This is a genomic window from Novosphingobium profundi, assembly GCF_020524485.1.
In the GTDB taxonomy this organism is placed as follows: Bacteria; Pseudomonadota; Alphaproteobacteria; order Sphingomonadales; family Sphingomonadaceae; genus Novosphingobium; species Novosphingobium profundi_A.
The window spans coordinates 1256182-1273696 of the sequence record NZ_JAIVLF010000001.1; the positions used below are offsets into that span (position 1 = coordinate 1256182).

A 17515-nucleotide genomic window follows, 5' to 3' on the forward strand; every position below is an offset into this window, starting at 1 on the left:
CATGGGCGACACGGGCCCGATCCGCACGACATGCGCCTATTGTGGCGTCGGCTGCGGCATCACGGCCGACGTTGCCAGCGGCGCGCGCCGGGAGGTCTCGGTTGCCGGCGATCCCAGGCACCCGGCGAACGCCGGACGCCTGTGCTCCAAGGGCACGCACCTGGGCGAGACGGTCGGGCTGGAAGGACGTCTTCTCCATCCCCGGATCGCGGGCGAACGTGTGTCGTGGGACAAGGCGAGCGCGGAGGTTGCCGAGCGCATGCGCGCGTGCATCGCGCAGCATGGCCCGGACAGCGTCGCTTTCTATGTCTCGGGCCAGCTTCTGACCGAGGATTACTACGCCGCCAACAAGCTGATGAAGGGCTTTGTCGGCTCGGGCAACATCGACACCAATTCACGCCTGTGCATGGCAAGTGCGGTGGCGGCCTACAACCGCGCGTTCGGCGAGGACGTCGTCCCGTGTTCGTATGAGGACCTGGACGCGGCCGATCTCATTTTGCTGGTCGGCTCCAACACGGCCTGGTGCCACCCGGTCGTCTGGCAGCGGATCGAGAAGACCCGCGCGCGCCGGGGGACCCGGATCGTGGTGATCGATCCGCGCCGCACCGAGACCGCCGAACAGGCTGACCTGCACGTGCCCATCGCGCCCGATGGTGACATTGCGCTGTTCAATGCGCTGCTCGCCCGCATGCACGCACAGGGGCTTGTCGATGCCGCCTACATGTCCGCCCATGTCGAGGTCGCGCCCGATTTCTGGGACGATCTTGCCTGCGATCCCGGTGTCGACCCTGAGATTTTCGAAGAACTGTGCACGCTCGTCGCCGCACACCCGCGCATGGTCACGCTGTTCTCGCAAGGGGCGAACCAGTCGGTCTGCGGGACCGACAAGGGCAACGCCATCATCAACCTGCACCTGGCGATGGGCAGCATCAATTGGATCGGCGCGGGGCCCTTCAGCATCACCGGTCAGCCCAACGCGATGGGCGGGCGCGAGGTGGGCGGCCTTGCCAACACGCTCGCCTGTCACCTTGGTTTCTCCGAGGAGGAACGCCGCGCAGCGGCGGCCTTCTGGAATGCACCTGTCCTGTGCTCGGGGCCGGGGCTCAAGGCCGTGGACCTGTTCCGGGCCGTGCACGATGGCCGGGTCAAGTTCCTGTGGGTCATGGCGACCAATCCGGCGGTCTCGATGCCCGACAGCGCCTTCGTGCGCGAGGCTCTCGCCCGCTGCCCGACGGTGGTGGTCTCCGATGTCATCGCGGACACCGACACCGCCCGGTATGCCGATATCCTTCTGCCCGCCGAGGCCTGGGGCGAAAAGAATGGTACGGTGACCAATTCGGAGCGCTGCATCTCGCGCCAGCGCCGCCTGTTCGATGCGCCCGGCGAGGCGCGGGCCGACTGGCGCATCATCGCCGATGTCGCGGCGGCGATGGGGTGGGGGGAGGCGTTCGCCTGGGAGGATGCGGCGGCCGTTTTCCGCGAGTACGCACGGATGACAGGTCTCGCACAGGCGCGCGGAAAGTGCCTCGATCTCACGCATCTTGGCGATATTTCCAGCGCAGATTACGACGCGCTTGAACCCTTCCAGTGGGGCGGTGCGCGGCCTCTGGCTTCGGGCTATCCGACCCCCTCGGGCAAGGCGCAGATGATCCGCATTGAAGCGCCCGAGCGGGTGCAGGATGCGGCGTTCCCACTGCGCCTCAACACCGCGCGCTACCGTGACCAGTGGCACACCATGACTCGCACGGGCCTCTCGCCAACCCTGTCGCAGCACCGGCCCGAGCCGCTGCTCGAAGTGCATCCGCGCGATGCCGCGTGCTATGGCGTAACCGCTGGCGGGCTCGCGCGGGTCGTGACCCGGCAGGGCCGCGCGGTGTTTCGTGTCGATGTGCAAGAGGGGCAGCGCCCTGGCGAGATCTGCGTGCCGATGCACTGGAGCGATGCCATGAGCGGAGAGGGGCGGGCCAACCGCCTGCCGGGGCCTCAGGTCGATCCGGTATCCGGTCAGCCCGGCTTCAAGAACAGTGCAGCGAGGCTGGAGACCGTTGCGGCCGACTGGCAGGCGTTCCTTGTCCGCCGCGATGCCATCGCGCCCAAGGGTCTTGCCTACTGGGCCCGCGCACGAATCGCCGAGGGCTGGCTCTACGAATTGGCGGGAGAAGGCGCGGTCGATCTCGACGCTTTACTTCCCGAAGGCGAACGGCTCGAGGTGGCCGACACCGTCCGGGGCATGCGCCGCGTGGCGGTGCGCGCCGGGGACGGCACGCTGGCCGCGGCGATCTATCTCACCCGTGCGGGGCAGCTGCCCGCGCGCAGTTGGGTGGCAGGCCAGCTCGGACAGGACAGTGCGAGCGCCTGCGAGCTTCTTGCCGGGCGGCCGAGCACGCCGCTTCCCGATAGAGGGCCGATCGTGTGCGTGTGCCATGGCGTCGGCGCCAACGATATTGCCGCGGCCTGCGCGGACGGTGCCGACAGCGTCGAAGCCGTTGGGCAGAGCACGCAGGCGGGGACCAACTGCGGCTCCTGCCGCCCGGCCATTGCGCGCCTTCTGGAAACCTGTGCCACTCAGCCAAGGGAGCCTGCCGAATGACTGCCCCCCGTTACGACGACTTTTGCGAAGGTTCGGTCTGGCTCGTGGGCGCAGGCCCCGGCGATCCCGAGCTTCTCACCCGCAAGGCCGAGCGCCTCATCGGCGCGGCGAGCGTGATTTTCCACGATGCGCTGGTGGGTCCGGGCATCCTTGAGCTGGCAAGCCGGCGCGCACGCCTTGTCTACGTGGGAAAGCGGTCGGGGCGTCATTCCAAGGATCAGAAGAGCATCGATGCGCTGATCGTCGAGGCGGCGCTCGCGGGCGAGCGCGTTGTGCGCCTCAAGGGCGGGGACCCCTCGATCTTCGGGCGCGCGACAGAGGAACTGGACGCGTGCCGCGCAGCTGGTGTGCCGGTGCGGGTCTGTCCGGGCGTCACCGCAGCCAGCGCGGCGGCCGCGGGTATCGGGACCTCGCTCACCCTGCGGGGATTTGCCCGTAAGCTGACCTTTGTGACCGCCCATGCGCGTGCGGGCGAGGAGTTGCAACTCGACTGGGCGCGGCTGGCCGATCCCGAGGCGACGCTGGCAGTCTACATGGGCAAGGCGGCGGCTCCTGCGCTGTCGGCACAGCTGATTGCGGCGGGCCTTCCGGCCGACACGCCGGTCGCTCTGGTCGAGAACGCGAGCCTGCCCGACGAGCGCCACTTTCACACCCGTCTCGACCTGCTGCCGCTGGCCTCGCGCACAGCCCTTGGCGATGGTCCGGCGTTGCTGCTGATCGGCTCGGCGATGGAGCAGAGCCCGGATACAGAGCGTGAGCAGGTCATGAAATTTGGGGTTAAGGTTCTGAAATAGATTTATAATGTCAAAAAACTAGGATACGCGGCCACGGACCTCGACCATGGGGAGTGGACGAGCCGCGAGGCCGGTTTCCGGCTGCCGAGTTACGGGGCCGGTCTCGCTTTCATCTCGGCTGTGTCCTTGAGAGGATGCGGCATGTGTCATGTGGCATTCAGGGCCAGCCTGCCGACAGAACCTCCGCTTCGGCTTCTGCCGAAAGTGGCTCCCCCAGATGCGATCCCGGCTGGATCAGGTCGGCGCGCCCATCCGCATCGAGGACAATGAGCCTCCAGGCATCCGCCCCCCGGCAGGCGAGGCCCACGCCGATCGAACCTGCAAAACGACGGCAGTAGGTGCCATCATCGCTCCGGTAGGTCGCCAGAATGTGAAACAGTCTCTCGTCCCCCGGGGATGTGCGCGGGTCGCTTTCGAGGGCCGTGGCAAGGGCGCCTGCGGCAAGTAGCCTGTCGCCTGCATCGCGCAGGTTGCCCACATCTTGTCCGCCAGCGTCCTGCCCAGACGTGCCGGCAAAGCGGGCGAGGTCGAGACTGCTCCCAATCAGTACCCCCAGGACAAGCGCCAGTGACAGGCCAAGCGCGAGGCCGGGGCGCTGGAAAATCGGGACCTTGCTCCTTGGCGCAGCGCCATGTCGGCGGGGCTCTCCTGCCGCGTTTGCCTGCTCACGTCGGGCCTTGGCGGCGGTGAAATCCAGGATTGCGCCCTCGCGCCCTATAGCGTGAATCTCGCGGGCCGACCGCGCTGCCGAAAGAGGGATAGGACGAACCTTGCCCTTCGCACGGCGCACCTTTTCGAGCCGGGCGGCAAGGTCGGGATCTGCGGCAATGGCCGCTTCGACCGCGCGCGCTTCCTCGCCGCTCAGTTCCCCATCCGCATAGGCCCGGAATTGCTGGGGGCTTATGTTCATGCGGTCTCTCCCGATGGTTCGGGACCCGGCCTTCTCGCCGTTCTCCCGACGCGATCTTCTTTCCTCTCAGGACTCGTGATGGCCCTTGCACACAGGAGTGTACGCCAAGGCGTGCAGCCTGACGAGAGGCTGTGCAACCAGAAGCGGTGCGAAGGGCCCGTAGGCCTCCGGGAGCAGGTGTCAGTCCGCGCTGTCGACGAAGCGGAAGGTGACGGTATCGGACTGGATGAACATGGTCTTCTCGTCGGGCGAGAAGCGGTAGCGCCGGTCTCCGGGCAATTCTCGGCCTACCCGGTTGGCGATCTCGGGATCGGGGCAGAGTTTGCGGGTCGTGGCAATCGGGGTGATCTGGATCCGGCCCTCCATGAACTGCGCGGTCCATCTGGCGTTGCCGGTGTTGCACGCGAGGCGGAAGTGCGCTTCTCCCTTCACGTTGAAGGTCAAGGTGAGCTCTTGCGATTGCTGCGCGGTGAGAGTGGTTTGCGAACCACCTTCCGCGATCCCGGCAAGTTGCCAGGTGGGGCCGATAAGGGCGCTCTGGCGTTCCTCGCGCGCATCGAGGCTGGCGCAGGCCGACGTGGTGGCGAGCAGAAGGGCGATGCAGGCGGACCTGCGGAGCGGGGTGCGTGCAATCATGAAGGGGAAGGTACCTGTTTGTGGGGCGAGAACAAGGCGGTTCAGGGACATGTCGGGTCAGGGGGCCGGACCGCCACCATGGGGGGTGAGGGACGGTGGCGGTCCGGCGAGCCGTCCGTGGCGGGCGGCTGAAAGATGGCGTGAACCCGGGCCAGGAGCGATCGATGCGCTCGGGTAAACTATAGGGTCGGAGAAACCCGGTGGCGATGAGCCTTTCCGACCCTGCTCCAAGAATGCCCCATGGCCGTGCCGCGAGCCCATCGGGATTAGGCCGGATAAACGGGGGCGGAACCACCCGGCTTTCGAGCCGGGGAAGAGCGCGGGTGAGGGGCGCGGAATCGCAATCCTGGCGCAGCGGATGCGGTGTCGAAGCTTTGGGGAGGTCGGGCTTCGATCATTCCCAGGTCAAGGCGATCGAGGTTTCATGTTTGCGAGCTGCGCGGGAATCAAAATGGTCCGAAGCCATGGGGCTACACGAAGTATCCCGTTGCCTTGGACTGCAATTCCTGGTGCGTACTCGATGGTTTACTATCCGTAGTAACCCGCTAGGTCTTGAAGACTGACCCGGTTCGGCCGGGAAACTTGGTACGCGAGGGGACAAATGCCATGCGATGTGGGACGCGCCGATGCACGAATGCGGGTCAACCCCTATGGGCCGGGGCGGCTTGTCATTCCATGATCGCATCCATGCTGACGTTGACATGTTGCCGCCGCTCGACCGGAGAGGTGAAATGAGCAGTCCTGTGCGCCGTATCGTTCTGGCCGACGACCATGAGGCCATCCGCCTGGGGGTGCGCTCAGTCATCTCCTCGCATCCCGACTGGCGTGTGGTGGGCGAAGCGGGCGATGGCCGCGAGGCGCTGGAAGTGGTGCGCTCGGTGCGGCCCGATATCGCCATCATCGACTATTCGCTGCCGATGATGAACGGACTGGAATTGACCCGTGCGATCAAGAAGGAGCTTCCCCGGACCGAGGTGCTGGTCTTCACCATGCACGACCGCGAGGACGTTCTCGCCGAACTGCTGACCGCCGGTGCCAGAGGCTATCTCCTGAAATCGGAGGCCAGCAAGCACCTTCTGGCCGCGGTGGAAGCGCTTTCGCTGCGCAGGCCCTACTTTTCGGGGAATGTCTCGCAGACCCTGCTCGATCGCTTCGTGGAGATGGCCGCGCGCGAGGCTTCGGCTACCGCACTTACCCCGCGTGAGCGCGAGATCGTTCAGCTGATTGCGGAAGGGCGTTTGAACAAGGAGATCGCGGCGATCCTGGAGCTCTCGATCAAGACGGTCGAAACGCACCGCGCCGCGGCCATGCGCAAGCTCGACCTCAAAAGCACCGCGGACCTCGTACGGTACGCGGTGCGCAACAATATCATCGAGCCTTGAAGCGCCACCGGGCCGAAGGGCCCGGGCAGGACTTGGGGCAGGTCATCTCGTTGCAGATGCCCAGCGGGCTGCGCACCACCGCCGTAACCGCGGTCCCGCGCTCAAGGGGGGAAACCCGGACTTCGCCGCCCACTTCGGACATGCGTGCGGCCATGCCGCGAAGGCCCACGCCCAGGCCCGAGACAATGGCCTTGCGGTTCTTGTTGCCCACGCCGAAGTCGCGCACGCGCAGGCACAGCCAGTTGCAGGTGCAATGAAGCCGGATCTCGGCACGATCCGAACGGCTGTGCTTGAACACGTTCATCAGCGCTTCCTGGGCGATGCGCAGGACCGCCAGCTCCATTTCCGGCGGGAAACCGTCACGGTAGCCACGCACCTTGAAGCGGATGTCGATCCCGGTCCGGGCGGACATGCCAAGGGCCAAGGCCTCCAGCGCACCGTCGAGGCCGTACTTTTCCAGCTCGGGCGGATGCAGCATGTAGGTCAGGCAGCGCATCTGGTCCTGCAGGCGGGCGACGATCTCGCGCGCACTGCCGCCGGACCAGTTGCCGCCCTGTTGATCGGAACAGGCCAGCTCGAACTGGAGTTCGAGCAACAACTGGGCGGTGATGTCGTGCAATTCGCGCGCGATCTGACGGCGCTCGTCGTTGCGAGCCCGCAAGACGTCGAGATGGGCGCCTCTCTCCCCCTTCAGGTCTGAAGCACTCGCTTTCCGTTCGAAGGCGCGCAGGACGCCTTGTCCAGGATTGACAGCTTTCGTTGCTACAGAATGCATAAGTCCCCTTTCATCCGAAGCGCGATCCAAAGGGTTTGCGGATGTGTGAATTCTTATTTTTGTAACATTTGTATTTTTATGTTTATTTTGTTTTCACATGGGGATCATTTATACAATCGAATTCTAGTATTAATGGCAAATTAATCTCGGGTCTACCCCCTATTCACCATCGCCTCCCGGCGCGCCGCGCACGACGCAGCGAAAGCCGACATGGCTGGTGGAGGTGTCGATCGGCTGGGCGTGCCGGGCGGCAGGGCGGTAGCGCCGGCAGTAATTGGGGGCGCACAGGTGCGAGCCTCCCTTCAGGACCTTTCGCGCGATCCGGATGCCGGGCATGGCCGGATCGTAGCTTTCTTCCTGTGGGCCTCCGAGCGGGTTGCGCGGCGCGCAGCAACCTTCTTTTTCGGCGTGCCCCTGATGGCTTTGCGAGTAGAAGTCGCTGGTCCACTCCCAGACATTCCCTATCAGGTCATATATTCCGTATGGATTGGCGGGGTAGGTGCGCACGGGTGACGTGCGCAGGTAGCCGTCAAGCAGCGTATTCTCGTTGGGAAACGCGCCCTGCCAGGTGTTGGCCTGGGCAATGCCGCCGGGAAGGAGCTCATCGCCCCAGGCGAATTCTGCGCGGTCGAGACCGCCGCGGGCGGCGAATTCCCACTCGGCCTCGGTCGGCAGGTCCTTGCCAGCCCATCTGGCAAAGGCACATGCGTCCTCGTAGGCGATGTGTACGACCGGGTGATCCTCTAGACCTTCCAGGTCGGAGCCTTCGCCCAGCGGTTGTTTCCAGTTTGCGGCGGGCCTGTAATCCCACCACTGCGAGATGTCGCGGAGCGAAACGGGCCGGCGGGGCGCTTCGAACACCAGCGAGGCGGGGTAGAGCAGTTCGGGCAGGGCGCCCGGATAGTCCGCTGGGTCGGGCGGAATCTCGGCGAAGGTCACGTGCCCGGTTGCCTCGACGAAGCGGCGGAATTCACGGTTGGTGACCGGAGTTGCATCCATCCAGAACGCATCGACCTGAACCCGGTGGGCAGGCGCTTCTTCGGGATAGTGCTCGTCCGAGCCCATCCAGAACGTCCCACCTTCCAACCGAACCATCTCTTTCAGATCGGGGCTTGTGCTCTGATCCACCTGATCCCTCCTCCGGACGCGTGCATTAGTCGGACAATGCACGGCCATCGGTTCAGGAGATATCGGGATTACCTGAAGGTCGGTATCGGTATAAACCCTGAGTGTGCATTCTTGCTCAGAAGCGCACCCCGGTGGTCGCGAGCACGCGCGTCGAAGTGGCGCCTGCCTGGATTTCCGCCTGCAGCGAGAGGTGGCGATTGAGCTCGAAGTTGAACCCCGTCACCAGCGCGTACGGGTGGCTCGTCTTCATCCCGACCTCGTAGCGCAGGTACAGCGCCTCGCCATCCTCGAAGACCGGGCCGCTGTCCACGACGCCGCGAACGGTGGTGTCGAGGTCGAAGTAGTTTCCTCCGACATAGGGGGCGAAATAGGTGTCTTCGCCTAGGCGGAAGCGGGGCCCGGCCCGCAGGCCGAGGTTGGTTGATTTGACGTCGGAGCGCTCCTTGGAGGAAATGCTCACGGTCTTTGCGATCGAGCCGAGCGCGAACCAGTGTTCGTTGCCGTAGACGAGCAGGGTGCCCAGCGTGACGGTGGTGTTGTTGACCTTGGTCTCGACCGGAAGATGCACCGTGCCGCACGGGCGGGCGGGGCGGCAGAAGGGAAATGGGATGACGGCATCGGCGTCGATGTCGATGTCGATGCGGTTGGTGCCGCGCACCTTGCCTATCGAAGCGAAGACGTTGACGCCTGGAAAGACCCATAGATCGGCCTTGAAGCCGAGCATGCGGTTGTCGCCCTCGAGCCGGCTTGTGGTGACCGAGGGCAGGGGGAGCATGTTTGCATCCGGCTCCGGGGCCGCTCCCTTCGCCACGGCGGCCGAGAGGTCGTGCGAATTGAAGTTGGTCGTGTTCCATACCATCAGCATGCCCAGGCCATAGGGCTCGGGGATGCGGTAGCCCCGTGCCCGCGCTGCGTTGCCGCCCAGGGGGAAGAGTCGGCGGCGCGGCTCGTGCGGTGCGCTTTCCTCTTCGACCCGGGGGATCGCCTCGGCTTCGGACGCGGCGCGGGCTTCAGCCTCGAATTCGTCGGTGGGGGCGGCCGGGCCGACAGCGCCCTCGTCCAGGCCCTGCGCCAGAGCGGGAAGCGGTGCGCCGACCAGGTAGGCGGCGAGCGAGACGAGCGCAATGCGGTGCAACATGGTCCGAGCATGGCGGGTACAGGCATCTGCGGCCATCGGGGGAAATCCCGAGGCGGCTGCATGCGCGCCCGAACCGGAGCGGGATGACATGTCCCAGCCATGGGGGAACACCTGATGGCTGCCTCGCTTGAGGCCGGGCTAGTCTACCCGCGACCACTACGGTGCGGGGAGCGTGATGAGGACAGGGCGGCAGGTACGATTTCTGGGGACGGGCGTCGCTCTGGCCGGGGCGCTGGTTCTGTCGGCCCCGCTGCGGGCGCAGTCCGCAGACCTCGCCAGGGAGATCGACACGCAGGCGGATACGCTGCAGGCGATGGATGAGGAGGGGGCACCACAAGACCCCGAAGAGGGAGGAAAGGTTCGATTTGGCAAGGACTTGCTTATCGCGCCGATCCCCGTCTCCAATCCGGCACTCGGCACCGGTCTCGCTTTGACGGGGGTGCTCTATTACAACCCGAAGGACGAGCCGACGCCCTGGGTGACAGGTGTCGGAGCCGGGTATACCAGCACTGATACCTGGGGGGCAGGCTTCTACCACCAGATGTCCTTTGGTCAGGACCGGTTCCGGGTTGCGGCGATGGGCGGCTATGGCGATGCCCGGCTTAATTTCTACGGTATCGGTCCCAATGCCGGGGATGCGGGGGTTTCGGTCGACCTGCGCAACCGGGGCACTTCGGCCTATCTTGATGGCGAGGCCCGGCTTTTCGACAAGGGTCTGCTTTCCAACCTGCATGTCGGCGCGCGCGTGAGTTACCTGCGCATTCGCTCGAGCATCGGCATCCCGACACCCAACCGCCCCGACCTGAACCTGCCCTCCATCGAGCGGCGCAGTACGGTTGCGGCCATAGGCCCCTCCTTCACGTTCGATACCCGCAACCATCCCTTCAACCCCAGCAAGGGGGTCCTCGTAACAGGAACCTGGATGTTCGGTGCCGACTTTCTCGGCAGCGATTTTGAACATCGCAAGCTGGAGTTGCTGTCGACCGGCTACTTCTCGCTCACCGACACTACGGTGCTGGCCGTGCGCAAGACGGCCTGCGCGGTGAAGGGCAATGCGCCGTTCTACGACCTGTGCATGTTCGGCAAGAACGGGGATCTGCGCGGCTACGAGGCGGGGCGTTACCGCGACGGGGCCACCTGGGCCTTCCAGCTGGAGGTGCGCCAGCGCCTCACCCCAAAGCTGGGCGTGGTCGGCTTCGCCGGTGTCGGCGGCATTGCCGCATCGAGCGGGGATATCTGGAAGCACAGCCATACGCTGGCTTCGGGCGGGGCGGGTCTGCGTTACCTCGCATCGAAGGCCAACAACGTGAACCTGCGCTTCGACGTGGCCTGGGGCAAGGACGGCGCGGCCTACTACTTCGGCATCGGCGAGGCGTTCTAGGCGCGCGTGGGGGGAACGATCCACGCCGTGCCTGCGGGTAAATCCGGATTCGCCGCCGGGCCTGGCATCCTAGGCTACCCACGATCCCATAGGAGTGGAGAGATCGTATGATGAAGTGGGCATGTCACCGGCCTCTGGCCCTCGTCCTGGGGATGGCGGGCCTTGCGCTCGGAGCTCCGGGCGCCGAGGCGACCGAGAGCGGAGCTTCGCTCTACCTGCTGGGATCGGGTGGCCCCGGGACCGCGGTGATGCCCCCGCTCGAAGGGGTCTATTTCGACAAGATGGTCTGGGTCTATGACGGCTCGGCCGAGGCGAACCGTCGCATTCCGGTCAATGGCAATATCACGCTGGGTCTCGACACCACGATCGTTGCCGACTTCACCACCCTGCTTGCGGTGCCTTCGACCAATTTCCTGGGCGGAACGCTGGCGGTGGGCCTTACCATGCCGCTGGGTGCGCCGATCATCGATGCCGAGGGGCTTCTGACGGGACCGGCGGGCGGGACGACGCTGACAGGCTCTCTCCACGATAGCGCGCTCACCACCGGAGACCCGGTGGTCCTGACGCAACTGGGGTGGCAGGCGGACAAGCTGCACATCCAGGTCTCGACGATGACCAACGTGCCGATCGGCCACTACCGCGAGAGCGGCCTTGCCAACCTCTCGCTGCACCGCTGGGCCGTCGATGGCTCGCTCGCCCTGAGTTGGCACGACCCGGAAAGCGGCTGGGATCTCAGCGCCAAGGCCGGGTACACGGCAAACGGCGACAACCGCGATTCCGGCTATGACAGCGGCGATGAAATCCACATCGAGGGCGCCATCGAGAAGACGCTTTCGCCTAAGTTCTCGCTGGGCGTCCAGGGCTATTACCAGAAGCAGGTCAGCGATGACCGCGGCATGCTGGGCCCCTTCCGGGGGGAAGTCGTCGCGGTGGGCGCGACCGCCGCGACGACGGTGATGATGGCTGGCGTTCCGGCCACATTCCGGGGCCGGATCATGGAGGAGATCGACACGACCAACCGTCTCGAAGGGACCTCCTTCTGGCTCGATTTCACGGTGCCGATCCACATGAACATGCCTGCGGGCTGACGCAGCCGGGGACGCGCCGTGCTGTGATGGCGCGTCCGCAGGGCCCTTGGGGACTGCGGGTTAATCCCGATACCCGCACGCTGGCGCTTCCGGGAGGATGCGCGAGGCAAAGCCACTGCCAGGAGAAATTTCGACATGAGACGAGCCATATCCGTTGCGAGCAGCGTGTTTCTGATGCTGGCGGCGCCGCTCGCCCAGGCGCAGGAGGACGAGGCGGTTTCGGTGACGGGCGATGCGCCGGCCGAACAGAGTTCGAGCGCGGGGCTCGCCGAGCAGCTCGCCAATCCAGTCGCCAACCTCATCTCGGTGCCCCTCCAGTTCAATTACGACTGCTGCTACGGCCCTGCCGACGGGGACCGGCTTACCGTGAACGTGCAGCCGGTCATCCCCTTCTCGGTCGGGGAGGACTGGAACCTCATCACCCGTACCATCGTGCCTATCATCACCCAGGGCGAGACGGTGCAAGGCGCGGGGGGGATGAGCGGCCTTGGCGATGTGGTGCAGAGCTTCTTTCTCTCGCCCAAGGAGGCGAAGAACGGGCTGGTCTGGGGTGTCGGACCGGCGATCCTCTACCCCACCGGGAAGACCGGGTTCTCGGCCGAGAAATGGGGCGCGGGGCCGACCGCCGTCGTGCTCAAGCAGGGCGGGGGCATGACCTACGGCCTCCTTGCCAACCACATCTGGTCCTTTGCGGGCGATTCCATCGAGCCGGGCGTCAGTGCCACCTTCATCCAGCCCTTCGTGACCAAGACACTGCCCGATTCCACCGCTTTCACGATCAACACCGAGACCACGCGCGACTGGAAGCGTGACACCTGGACGGTGCCGATCAACTTCGTGGTGAGCCATGTCTACTCGGTCGGCAAGCAGCCGATCAGTCTGGCGGTGGGTGCGCGCTACTACGCCGAGCGGCCCGAAGGCGGCCCGAACTGGGGCGCCCGCTTCGTCGCCACCTTCCTGTTTCCCCAATGATCCCGATTGGCCGGGAGGTGACGGGCCGGGAAGGGATGGCGCGGCAAGGGTCAGACCTCCGGGCACTCAGGAGTTTTCCCGATGGGGAGAGGGCGCGGGCGCGGCGATAGTCGTTGGACTGGAACACGATCCGGCAAAAGGGGCGGACCGCGCACGATCCCGGGCCTGTCCGGGGCGTTCGCCCGGTATGAGGAAGGATGTACGTCTATGTTCAAAGCGAACTTGCGACACGTAGCGCTTGCGCTGGCCTGTCTGGCGGTCGGTGCTCCGCACATGGCCGGCGCGCAGGAGGACGCGGACGCCGAAGTCCCCGACAATCCGATCGATCCGGCCGCGATGGCCGCCCTCGATGAGATGAGCGCCTCGCTCCAGCAGCTGGCCAGCTTCACCGTGACCTCCGAAGCGACGAGCGAAATCGTGCTCGAGGCCGGGCAGAAAATCCAGTTCGGCGCCCATGTCGAGGTCAAGGTGCACCGGCCCGATGCCTTCCGCGTCGTCAGCACGGCCGACACTCAGACCCGCGAGATGTTCTACGACGGCAAGAGCTTCAGTCTCTTCGCGCCCAAGCTGAACTACTACGCCACGTTCGATGCCCCGCCGACGATCGGCCAGACCATCGACAAGGCGCGTACCGAGTTCGGTCTGGAAGTGCCGCTGGCGGATCTGTTCATCTGGGGGACCGACCAGACCATGCGCAGCCGGATCCTTGGCGCAATGGTCATTCGTCCCGAGACCATCGGCTCCCGCACGTGCATGCACTATGCGTTTCGCCAGCAGCGCGTCGACTGGCAGGTCTGGATCGACCAGGGGCCCCGGCCGCTTCCCTGCAAGCTGGTCATCACCAACCGCGACGATGCCGCGATGCCCCAGTACACGGCGGTCCTGACCTGGGATACCACCACCCCGGTCAGTGCGGCCGAACTGGCCTTCACGCCGCCCGCGGGTGCCACGCCCATCGCGATCAGCGAAGTTCCCGAAGCCGAGGAGACGGCGCAATGACCTCTCGTGACCCCATGCGCGTGCTGGCTTTCGGCACGCTGTCCATCGCTCTGGCCGCTGTGCCGCTCCCTGCGCTTGCGGTCGATGCCGCGTCGCGCGGCGTGCACATGGCCACGCCGCTTCCGGAGGCCGTCCGCGAGGCGCCGGGACAGGCCGCGCTCATGGCGCCGCCCCGTGGACGGCCGAGCCACGGGGGAGGCAACCGGCCCAATGCCGGGCGCCCCAACCACAACAGGCCAAGCCACAATCGCCCCAGCCATGGGCACCGTCCCCCCGCGCGCGGCAGCTCGCACGTGACCATCAATCACTACGAGAACAACAGCCACCACGGCGGCCACCATCATCACGACCACTGGGACAGCTGGGACGATCACTGGCACCCGGTGCGAACCGCGGCCACCGTCGCGGTCACGGCGGCCGTAGTCGGCTCGATCGTGCGCAGCGTTCCGCCCAACTGCAGCACGGTGATTGTGAACGGCATCAGCTACTCGCAATGCGGGAACACCTGGTACCAGCCCCAGTACGCGGGCTCTTCGGTGCAGTACGTCGTGGTCAATCCGCCACGCTGATCACTCGCGGCGCGAAGGCCGACAGGCGCAGTAGGGGAACGCGATGAGCCTTCTGTTCGTGCTCAAGCTGGCGCTGGCTTTCAGCATCATGCTGATGGTCTTCGCGCTGGCGTTGCGGGCCCGCTTCGCGGACCTGGGCTACATGGTGGTGCACTGGCGCGAGGGGCTGGGCGCGCTGGCCGCCATGTACCTCGTCGTTCCTGCCGTTGCCATCGTCCTGGCGGGGTGGCTCGACATCTCGCCGGACGTCAAGGTCGCGCTTGTCGCTATCGCCTTTTCGCCCCTGCCGCCGATCCTGCCGGCCAAGCAGCTCAAGATGGGGGCGAGTGCGGGCTATGCGACAGGTCTCCTCGTCATGGCGACCTTCGCCTCGATCCTGATTGCCCCCTGGGGCATGCCGGTCGCCGCTGCGCTGCTCAAGGCCCATGCCCATAGCCTGACCCCGATGAGCGTGGCCGCGCCTCTGGTCGTGACGGTTCTGATCCCGCTGGTGCTGGGCCTGATCGCGCGGCCGCTGCTGGGCCCGCATGTCGACAAGGTCGGGAGCAAGGCGAGCCGGGCAGGGACCATTCTGCTGCTGCTGGGCGTGGTGGGACTATCCGCAGGGCTTATCCCGGCGATTTCGCACGTTGTCGGGCAGGGCACGCTGGTGGTCCTGGCGCTGGCGGTCGTGGCAGGGGTGCTCGCGGGCTACATGCTGGGCGGCAAGGAGGTGGGCAACCGCAAGGCGCTGGCCTTGGCGGCCGCCTCGCGCCACCCGGGCGCGGCCATCGCCATCGCGACGCACAGTTTTCCGCACGCGGCCCAGGCACCTGCCGCGATTGCGCTCGCGGCCATCGTCTCGGGTCTGGTCTGCGTGCCGCTCCTCAAGCTGATGGAACGCCCCTGAGCTCTCGTCCCGTTCGGTTCAGAACGAGGCCTGGAGGACGAGCGCCGGGCCGTTCATCTTGTAGCGCACGCGCCCGTTCCAGGCGTCCTTCTCGATACCCAGACGGTAGTCCACATAGCGGTAGGCCACTCCCAGCGCGAGGTGGTCGAGAACGCGGTAGTTGAGCCCGGCCTGCACGTTGACGAGCTTGCCGTCGTAGTCCTTGATCTTGAGCGAGAGATAATCCACCCGGCCGCTGGCCTCGAGGCGCGGCGCCACCTGCCAGGTGCCGAACAGGCCGACCGTAGGCAGCGGCGCGAAGACCTTCTTGACCCGGGTGGTCGCCTGCACGGCATCGTTTCCGATCACCGCCTCGCCCGACAGCGAGATGCGAAAGTCCGTGGCGTGGAGGCCCAGGGCAGCGCCGATCTCCAGATCGGGCTTCTGGACGAAGGCATAGCCCACCGTGAAGCGGTAGACGTCGCTCTCGAAGCTGCTGCCGATACTGGCCGATGCGGGATAGGTGGTGCCGTCGAAGACGATGTCGCGCGCGATCCCGATCTCGCCGCTGCGTTCGAGGCGGAAGAAGTCGGCACCCACGATCACCTTGCCCAGGCGCGAGCCCAGCGAGACGGCGGGGACGACCTCGTTACGGTCGAGCGCGAGATCGCGCTCCATGTCGATGTCGGTGCCGATGGCGCTCTGCGTGTTGGCGGTGGCCCGCACCTTGGTGTCGACCTTGGGGTAATAGGCTTGGAGGTTGATCCAGTAATCGTCGGCCAGCGTCTGGGCCTGGGCCGGCACCTGCCACAGCGCCGAGGTCAGCAGCGCGCCTGCGAGGGCTGCGGCACGTCGGGCGCGGCGGCCCCCTGGCTGCACGTCGTGATCCATTTCATCGTCCTCCCGGCGCCCGATTGCGCCCCTGCCGCACGCCCTGCGGCGAAGGGGCACTCTAGCGTCAGGGGACGGGATGGCTCATCGGGGTTTCTCCCAAGTCCAACTCGGGGTGATCCCGCAAATTGCAGGCTGTGGGCACATTCCTCACGCACCCGAGCGCCGCTCGCCTCCCGGGCAAGTCGTTGCAATGCGGTCGCCTCTTGCCATACCGGGGCATTGTGCAGGGGCCCCAGAGCGGTACGGGAAAGGCAGGAGAGGGGACGCGCGTCAGCCCGCCGGGCCTGCCAGGAAGGCCGCCAGCGCCGCGCCCGTGGCGGCGGGCTGGTCCTGCACGGGAAAGCCGCTGGCTTTGGGAAGGATCACCGAGCGTACATCGCGAAGCTGGGCTTCGGCCTCTTCGCGATAGATCAGGAAGAAGGTGTCGCGTTCACCATAGAGTAGCAGCGTAGGGGCCTCGACCTGGCGCATGAGGGTGGGAAAATCCGTGAGCGCGACGCCGCGCTCCTGCGGGCGGATCCAGCGTCCGGCAAGGCGGCGGCTGGTGTTCTGTTCGGCGGCGATACGCGGCGCATCGTCGAGGTGGAAGACGGCCTTGGACAGCGCGGCGGGGCTGGGGAGGGGATCGCCTTCGGGGGTGAACATTCCGGCCTGACCAGCTTCCTTCTCCATGACCTCCTCCCAGGTGCGGGCGGTGCCCAGAACGCAGGAAGGAAGGGCAAGGCGCTCCACTATCTGCGGGCACAGCGAGGCAAGCGCGACCGCCACGCATCCGCCGAGCGAGGTCCCGGCAAGGTGGACCTTCGCAAAGCCCATCTCGCGGCCCAGCTCCTCCAACGCCCCGCGCACGAGCATCGCGGTTTCGTGTACGCTCTGGACCTCGGGCGGCGTGCCGTCCCAGGTCGAGGCACCGTGTCCGGGCAGGTCGATGGCAATGACCATGCGGTCCCTGGCAAGCACTGGCGCAACCCCGCGCCAATCCGCAACCCAGCCCCCCAGCTTGTGAAGGAGCACGACCGGGGGCTGGTCACCTAGCGTGCCGAGCGTTGCATAGTGCAACCGGCCACCGGCGCGGCGTACCCAGCCATGGCTGTCCCAGATGTCGGGCGGAGGCGGAGCGAAAGCGATGTCGGAAGCGGAACTGGCCATGGCGCGTGTGGTGAACCCTCCTGTCGAGGCCAGGGCACAGGCACCGCCGATGAGACCGTTCAGTGTTCGACGCGTGACCATGGCGGGCATTTCCTCGTACGGTGTGTGGGATGGTCGGGCAGGCTCCCCACAAGTGGATGCCGGGTCGAGCGGCCGCACGGTGCCTATCCGCGTGCCGAGAAGTGGCAAGCGTCGGGCCTTGTTCCGGCGCATCTATCCTAGGCTGCGCGAACACGGCGCAC

Annotated in this window: 16 protein-coding genes; 9 read left to right on the forward strand and 7 right to left on the reverse strand. The window is 66.1% G+C overall.

Translation table 11 applies throughout. From position 1 onward, the window contains the following. Position 1 precedes the first annotated feature (1 nt). Together LC060_RS05570 and cobA are read left to right on the forward strand one after the other, a co-directional pair. Positions 2-2590 carry a nitrate reductase gene (locus LC060_RS05570; protein WP_226633376.1) on the forward strand — a complete coding sequence of 863 codons (2589 nt, stop codon included), beginning with the start codon at positions 2-4 and terminating at the stop codon, positions 2588-2590. After that, positions 2587-3384, forward strand: coding sequence for a uroporphyrinogen-III C-methyltransferase (gene cobA, locus LC060_RS05575; protein ID WP_226633377.1), 798 nt, complete (start codon positions 2587-2589; stop codon positions 3382-3384). The genes LC060_RS05570 and cobA overlap by 4 nt, the downstream gene beginning before the upstream one ends. 157 nt (positions 3385-3541) lie before the next feature. Here the strand turns inward: cobA and LC060_RS05580 are convergent, their stop codons facing one another. Both LC060_RS05580 and LC060_RS05585 read right to left on the reverse strand, forming a co-directional pair. Beyond that, the gene (locus LC060_RS05580; protein WP_226633378.1) at positions 3542-4294 is read right to left on the reverse strand and encodes a hypothetical protein; all 753 of its coding nucleotides are present in this window, start codon (positions 4292-4294) and stop codon (positions 3542-3544) included. Between the two features lie 180 nt (positions 4295-4474). Further along, a complete protein-coding gene (locus tag LC060_RS05585) occupies positions 4475-4930 on the reverse strand; it encodes an META domain-containing protein (protein WP_226633379.1) in 456 nt (151 codons plus the stop codon). 731 nt (positions 4931-5661) lie between these two features. Between LC060_RS05585 and LC060_RS05590 the strand changes: the two genes are divergently transcribed. Then, positions 5662-6312 (forward strand): response regulator, encoded by a 651-nt coding sequence (locus tag LC060_RS05590; RefSeq protein ID WP_039387993.1) that lies wholly within the window; start codon positions 5662-5664, stop codon positions 6310-6312. Here the strand turns inward: LC060_RS05590 and LC060_RS05595 are convergent. From LC060_RS05595 to LC060_RS05605, 3 genes are all read right to left on the reverse strand, one after another. Next, positions 6299-6973, reverse strand: coding sequence for a sensor histidine kinase (locus LC060_RS05595; RefSeq protein WP_226633380.1), 675 nt, complete (start codon positions 6971-6973; stop codon positions 6299-6301). The two genes, LC060_RS05590 and LC060_RS05595, sit on opposite strands and share 14 nt — an antisense overlap. A 273-nt stretch (positions 6974-7246) precedes the next feature. After that, the gene (locus tag LC060_RS05600) at positions 7247-8182 is read right to left on the reverse strand and encodes a formylglycine-generating enzyme family protein (protein WP_226633637.1); all 936 of its coding nucleotides are present in this window, start codon (positions 8180-8182) and stop codon (positions 7247-7249) included. 148 nt (positions 8183-8330) lie between these two features. Next, positions 8331-9443, reverse strand: a complete 1113-nt coding sequence (locus tag LC060_RS05605) for a porin family protein (RefSeq protein ID WP_226633381.1) — start codon at positions 9441-9443, stop codon at positions 8331-8333. 85 nt (positions 9444-9528) lie between these two features. Here LC060_RS05605 and LC060_RS05610 point away from each other — a divergent pair, with 85 nt between their 5' ends. From LC060_RS05610 to LC060_RS05635, 6 genes are all read left to right on the forward strand, one after another. Next, on the forward strand, positions 9529-10734 hold the full coding sequence (locus LC060_RS05610) for a BamA/TamA family outer membrane protein (RefSeq protein ID WP_226633382.1): 1206 nt from the start codon (positions 9529-9531) through the stop codon (positions 10732-10734). A gap of 107 nt (positions 10735-10841) precedes the next feature. Next, positions 10842-11822, forward strand: a complete 981-nt coding sequence (locus LC060_RS05615) for a transporter (RefSeq protein ID WP_226633383.1) — start codon at positions 10842-10844, stop codon at positions 11820-11822. A 135-nt stretch (positions 11823-11957) separates the two neighbouring features. Next, entirely contained in the window at positions 11958-12794 is an 837-nt protein-coding gene (locus LC060_RS05620; RefSeq protein WP_226633384.1) for a hypothetical protein, read from the forward strand. Positions 12795-13001: 207 nt separating this feature from the next. Further along, positions 13002-13793 (forward strand): DUF2092 domain-containing protein, encoded by a 792-nt coding sequence (locus LC060_RS05625; protein WP_226633385.1) that lies wholly within the window; start codon positions 13002-13004, stop codon positions 13791-13793. Continuing rightward, the gene (locus LC060_RS05630) at positions 13790-14362 is read left to right on the forward strand and encodes a hypothetical protein (protein ID WP_226633386.1); all 573 of its coding nucleotides are present in this window, start codon (positions 13790-13792) and stop codon (positions 14360-14362) included. Before LC060_RS05625 ends, LC060_RS05630 begins: the two co-directional genes overlap by 4 nt. A 43-nt stretch (positions 14363-14405) precedes the next feature. Further along, complete coding sequence (locus LC060_RS05635; protein ID WP_226633387.1) at positions 14406-15251, forward strand: hypothetical protein; 846 nt, start codon at positions 14406-14408, stop codon at positions 15249-15251. An 18-nt stretch (positions 15252-15269) separates the two neighbouring features. Here the strand turns inward: LC060_RS05635 and LC060_RS05640 are convergent, their stop codons facing one another. Both LC060_RS05640 and LC060_RS05645 read right to left on the reverse strand, forming a co-directional pair. Next, a complete protein-coding gene (locus tag LC060_RS05640) occupies positions 15270-16121 on the reverse strand; it encodes a hypothetical protein (protein ID WP_226633388.1) in 852 nt (283 codons plus the stop codon). Positions 16122-16394: 273 nt separating this feature from the next. Then, positions 16395-17354, reverse strand: coding sequence for an alpha/beta fold hydrolase (locus LC060_RS05645; protein WP_226633389.1), 960 nt, complete (start codon positions 17352-17354; stop codon positions 16395-16397). Between the last annotated feature and the right edge of the window lie 161 nt (positions 17355-17515).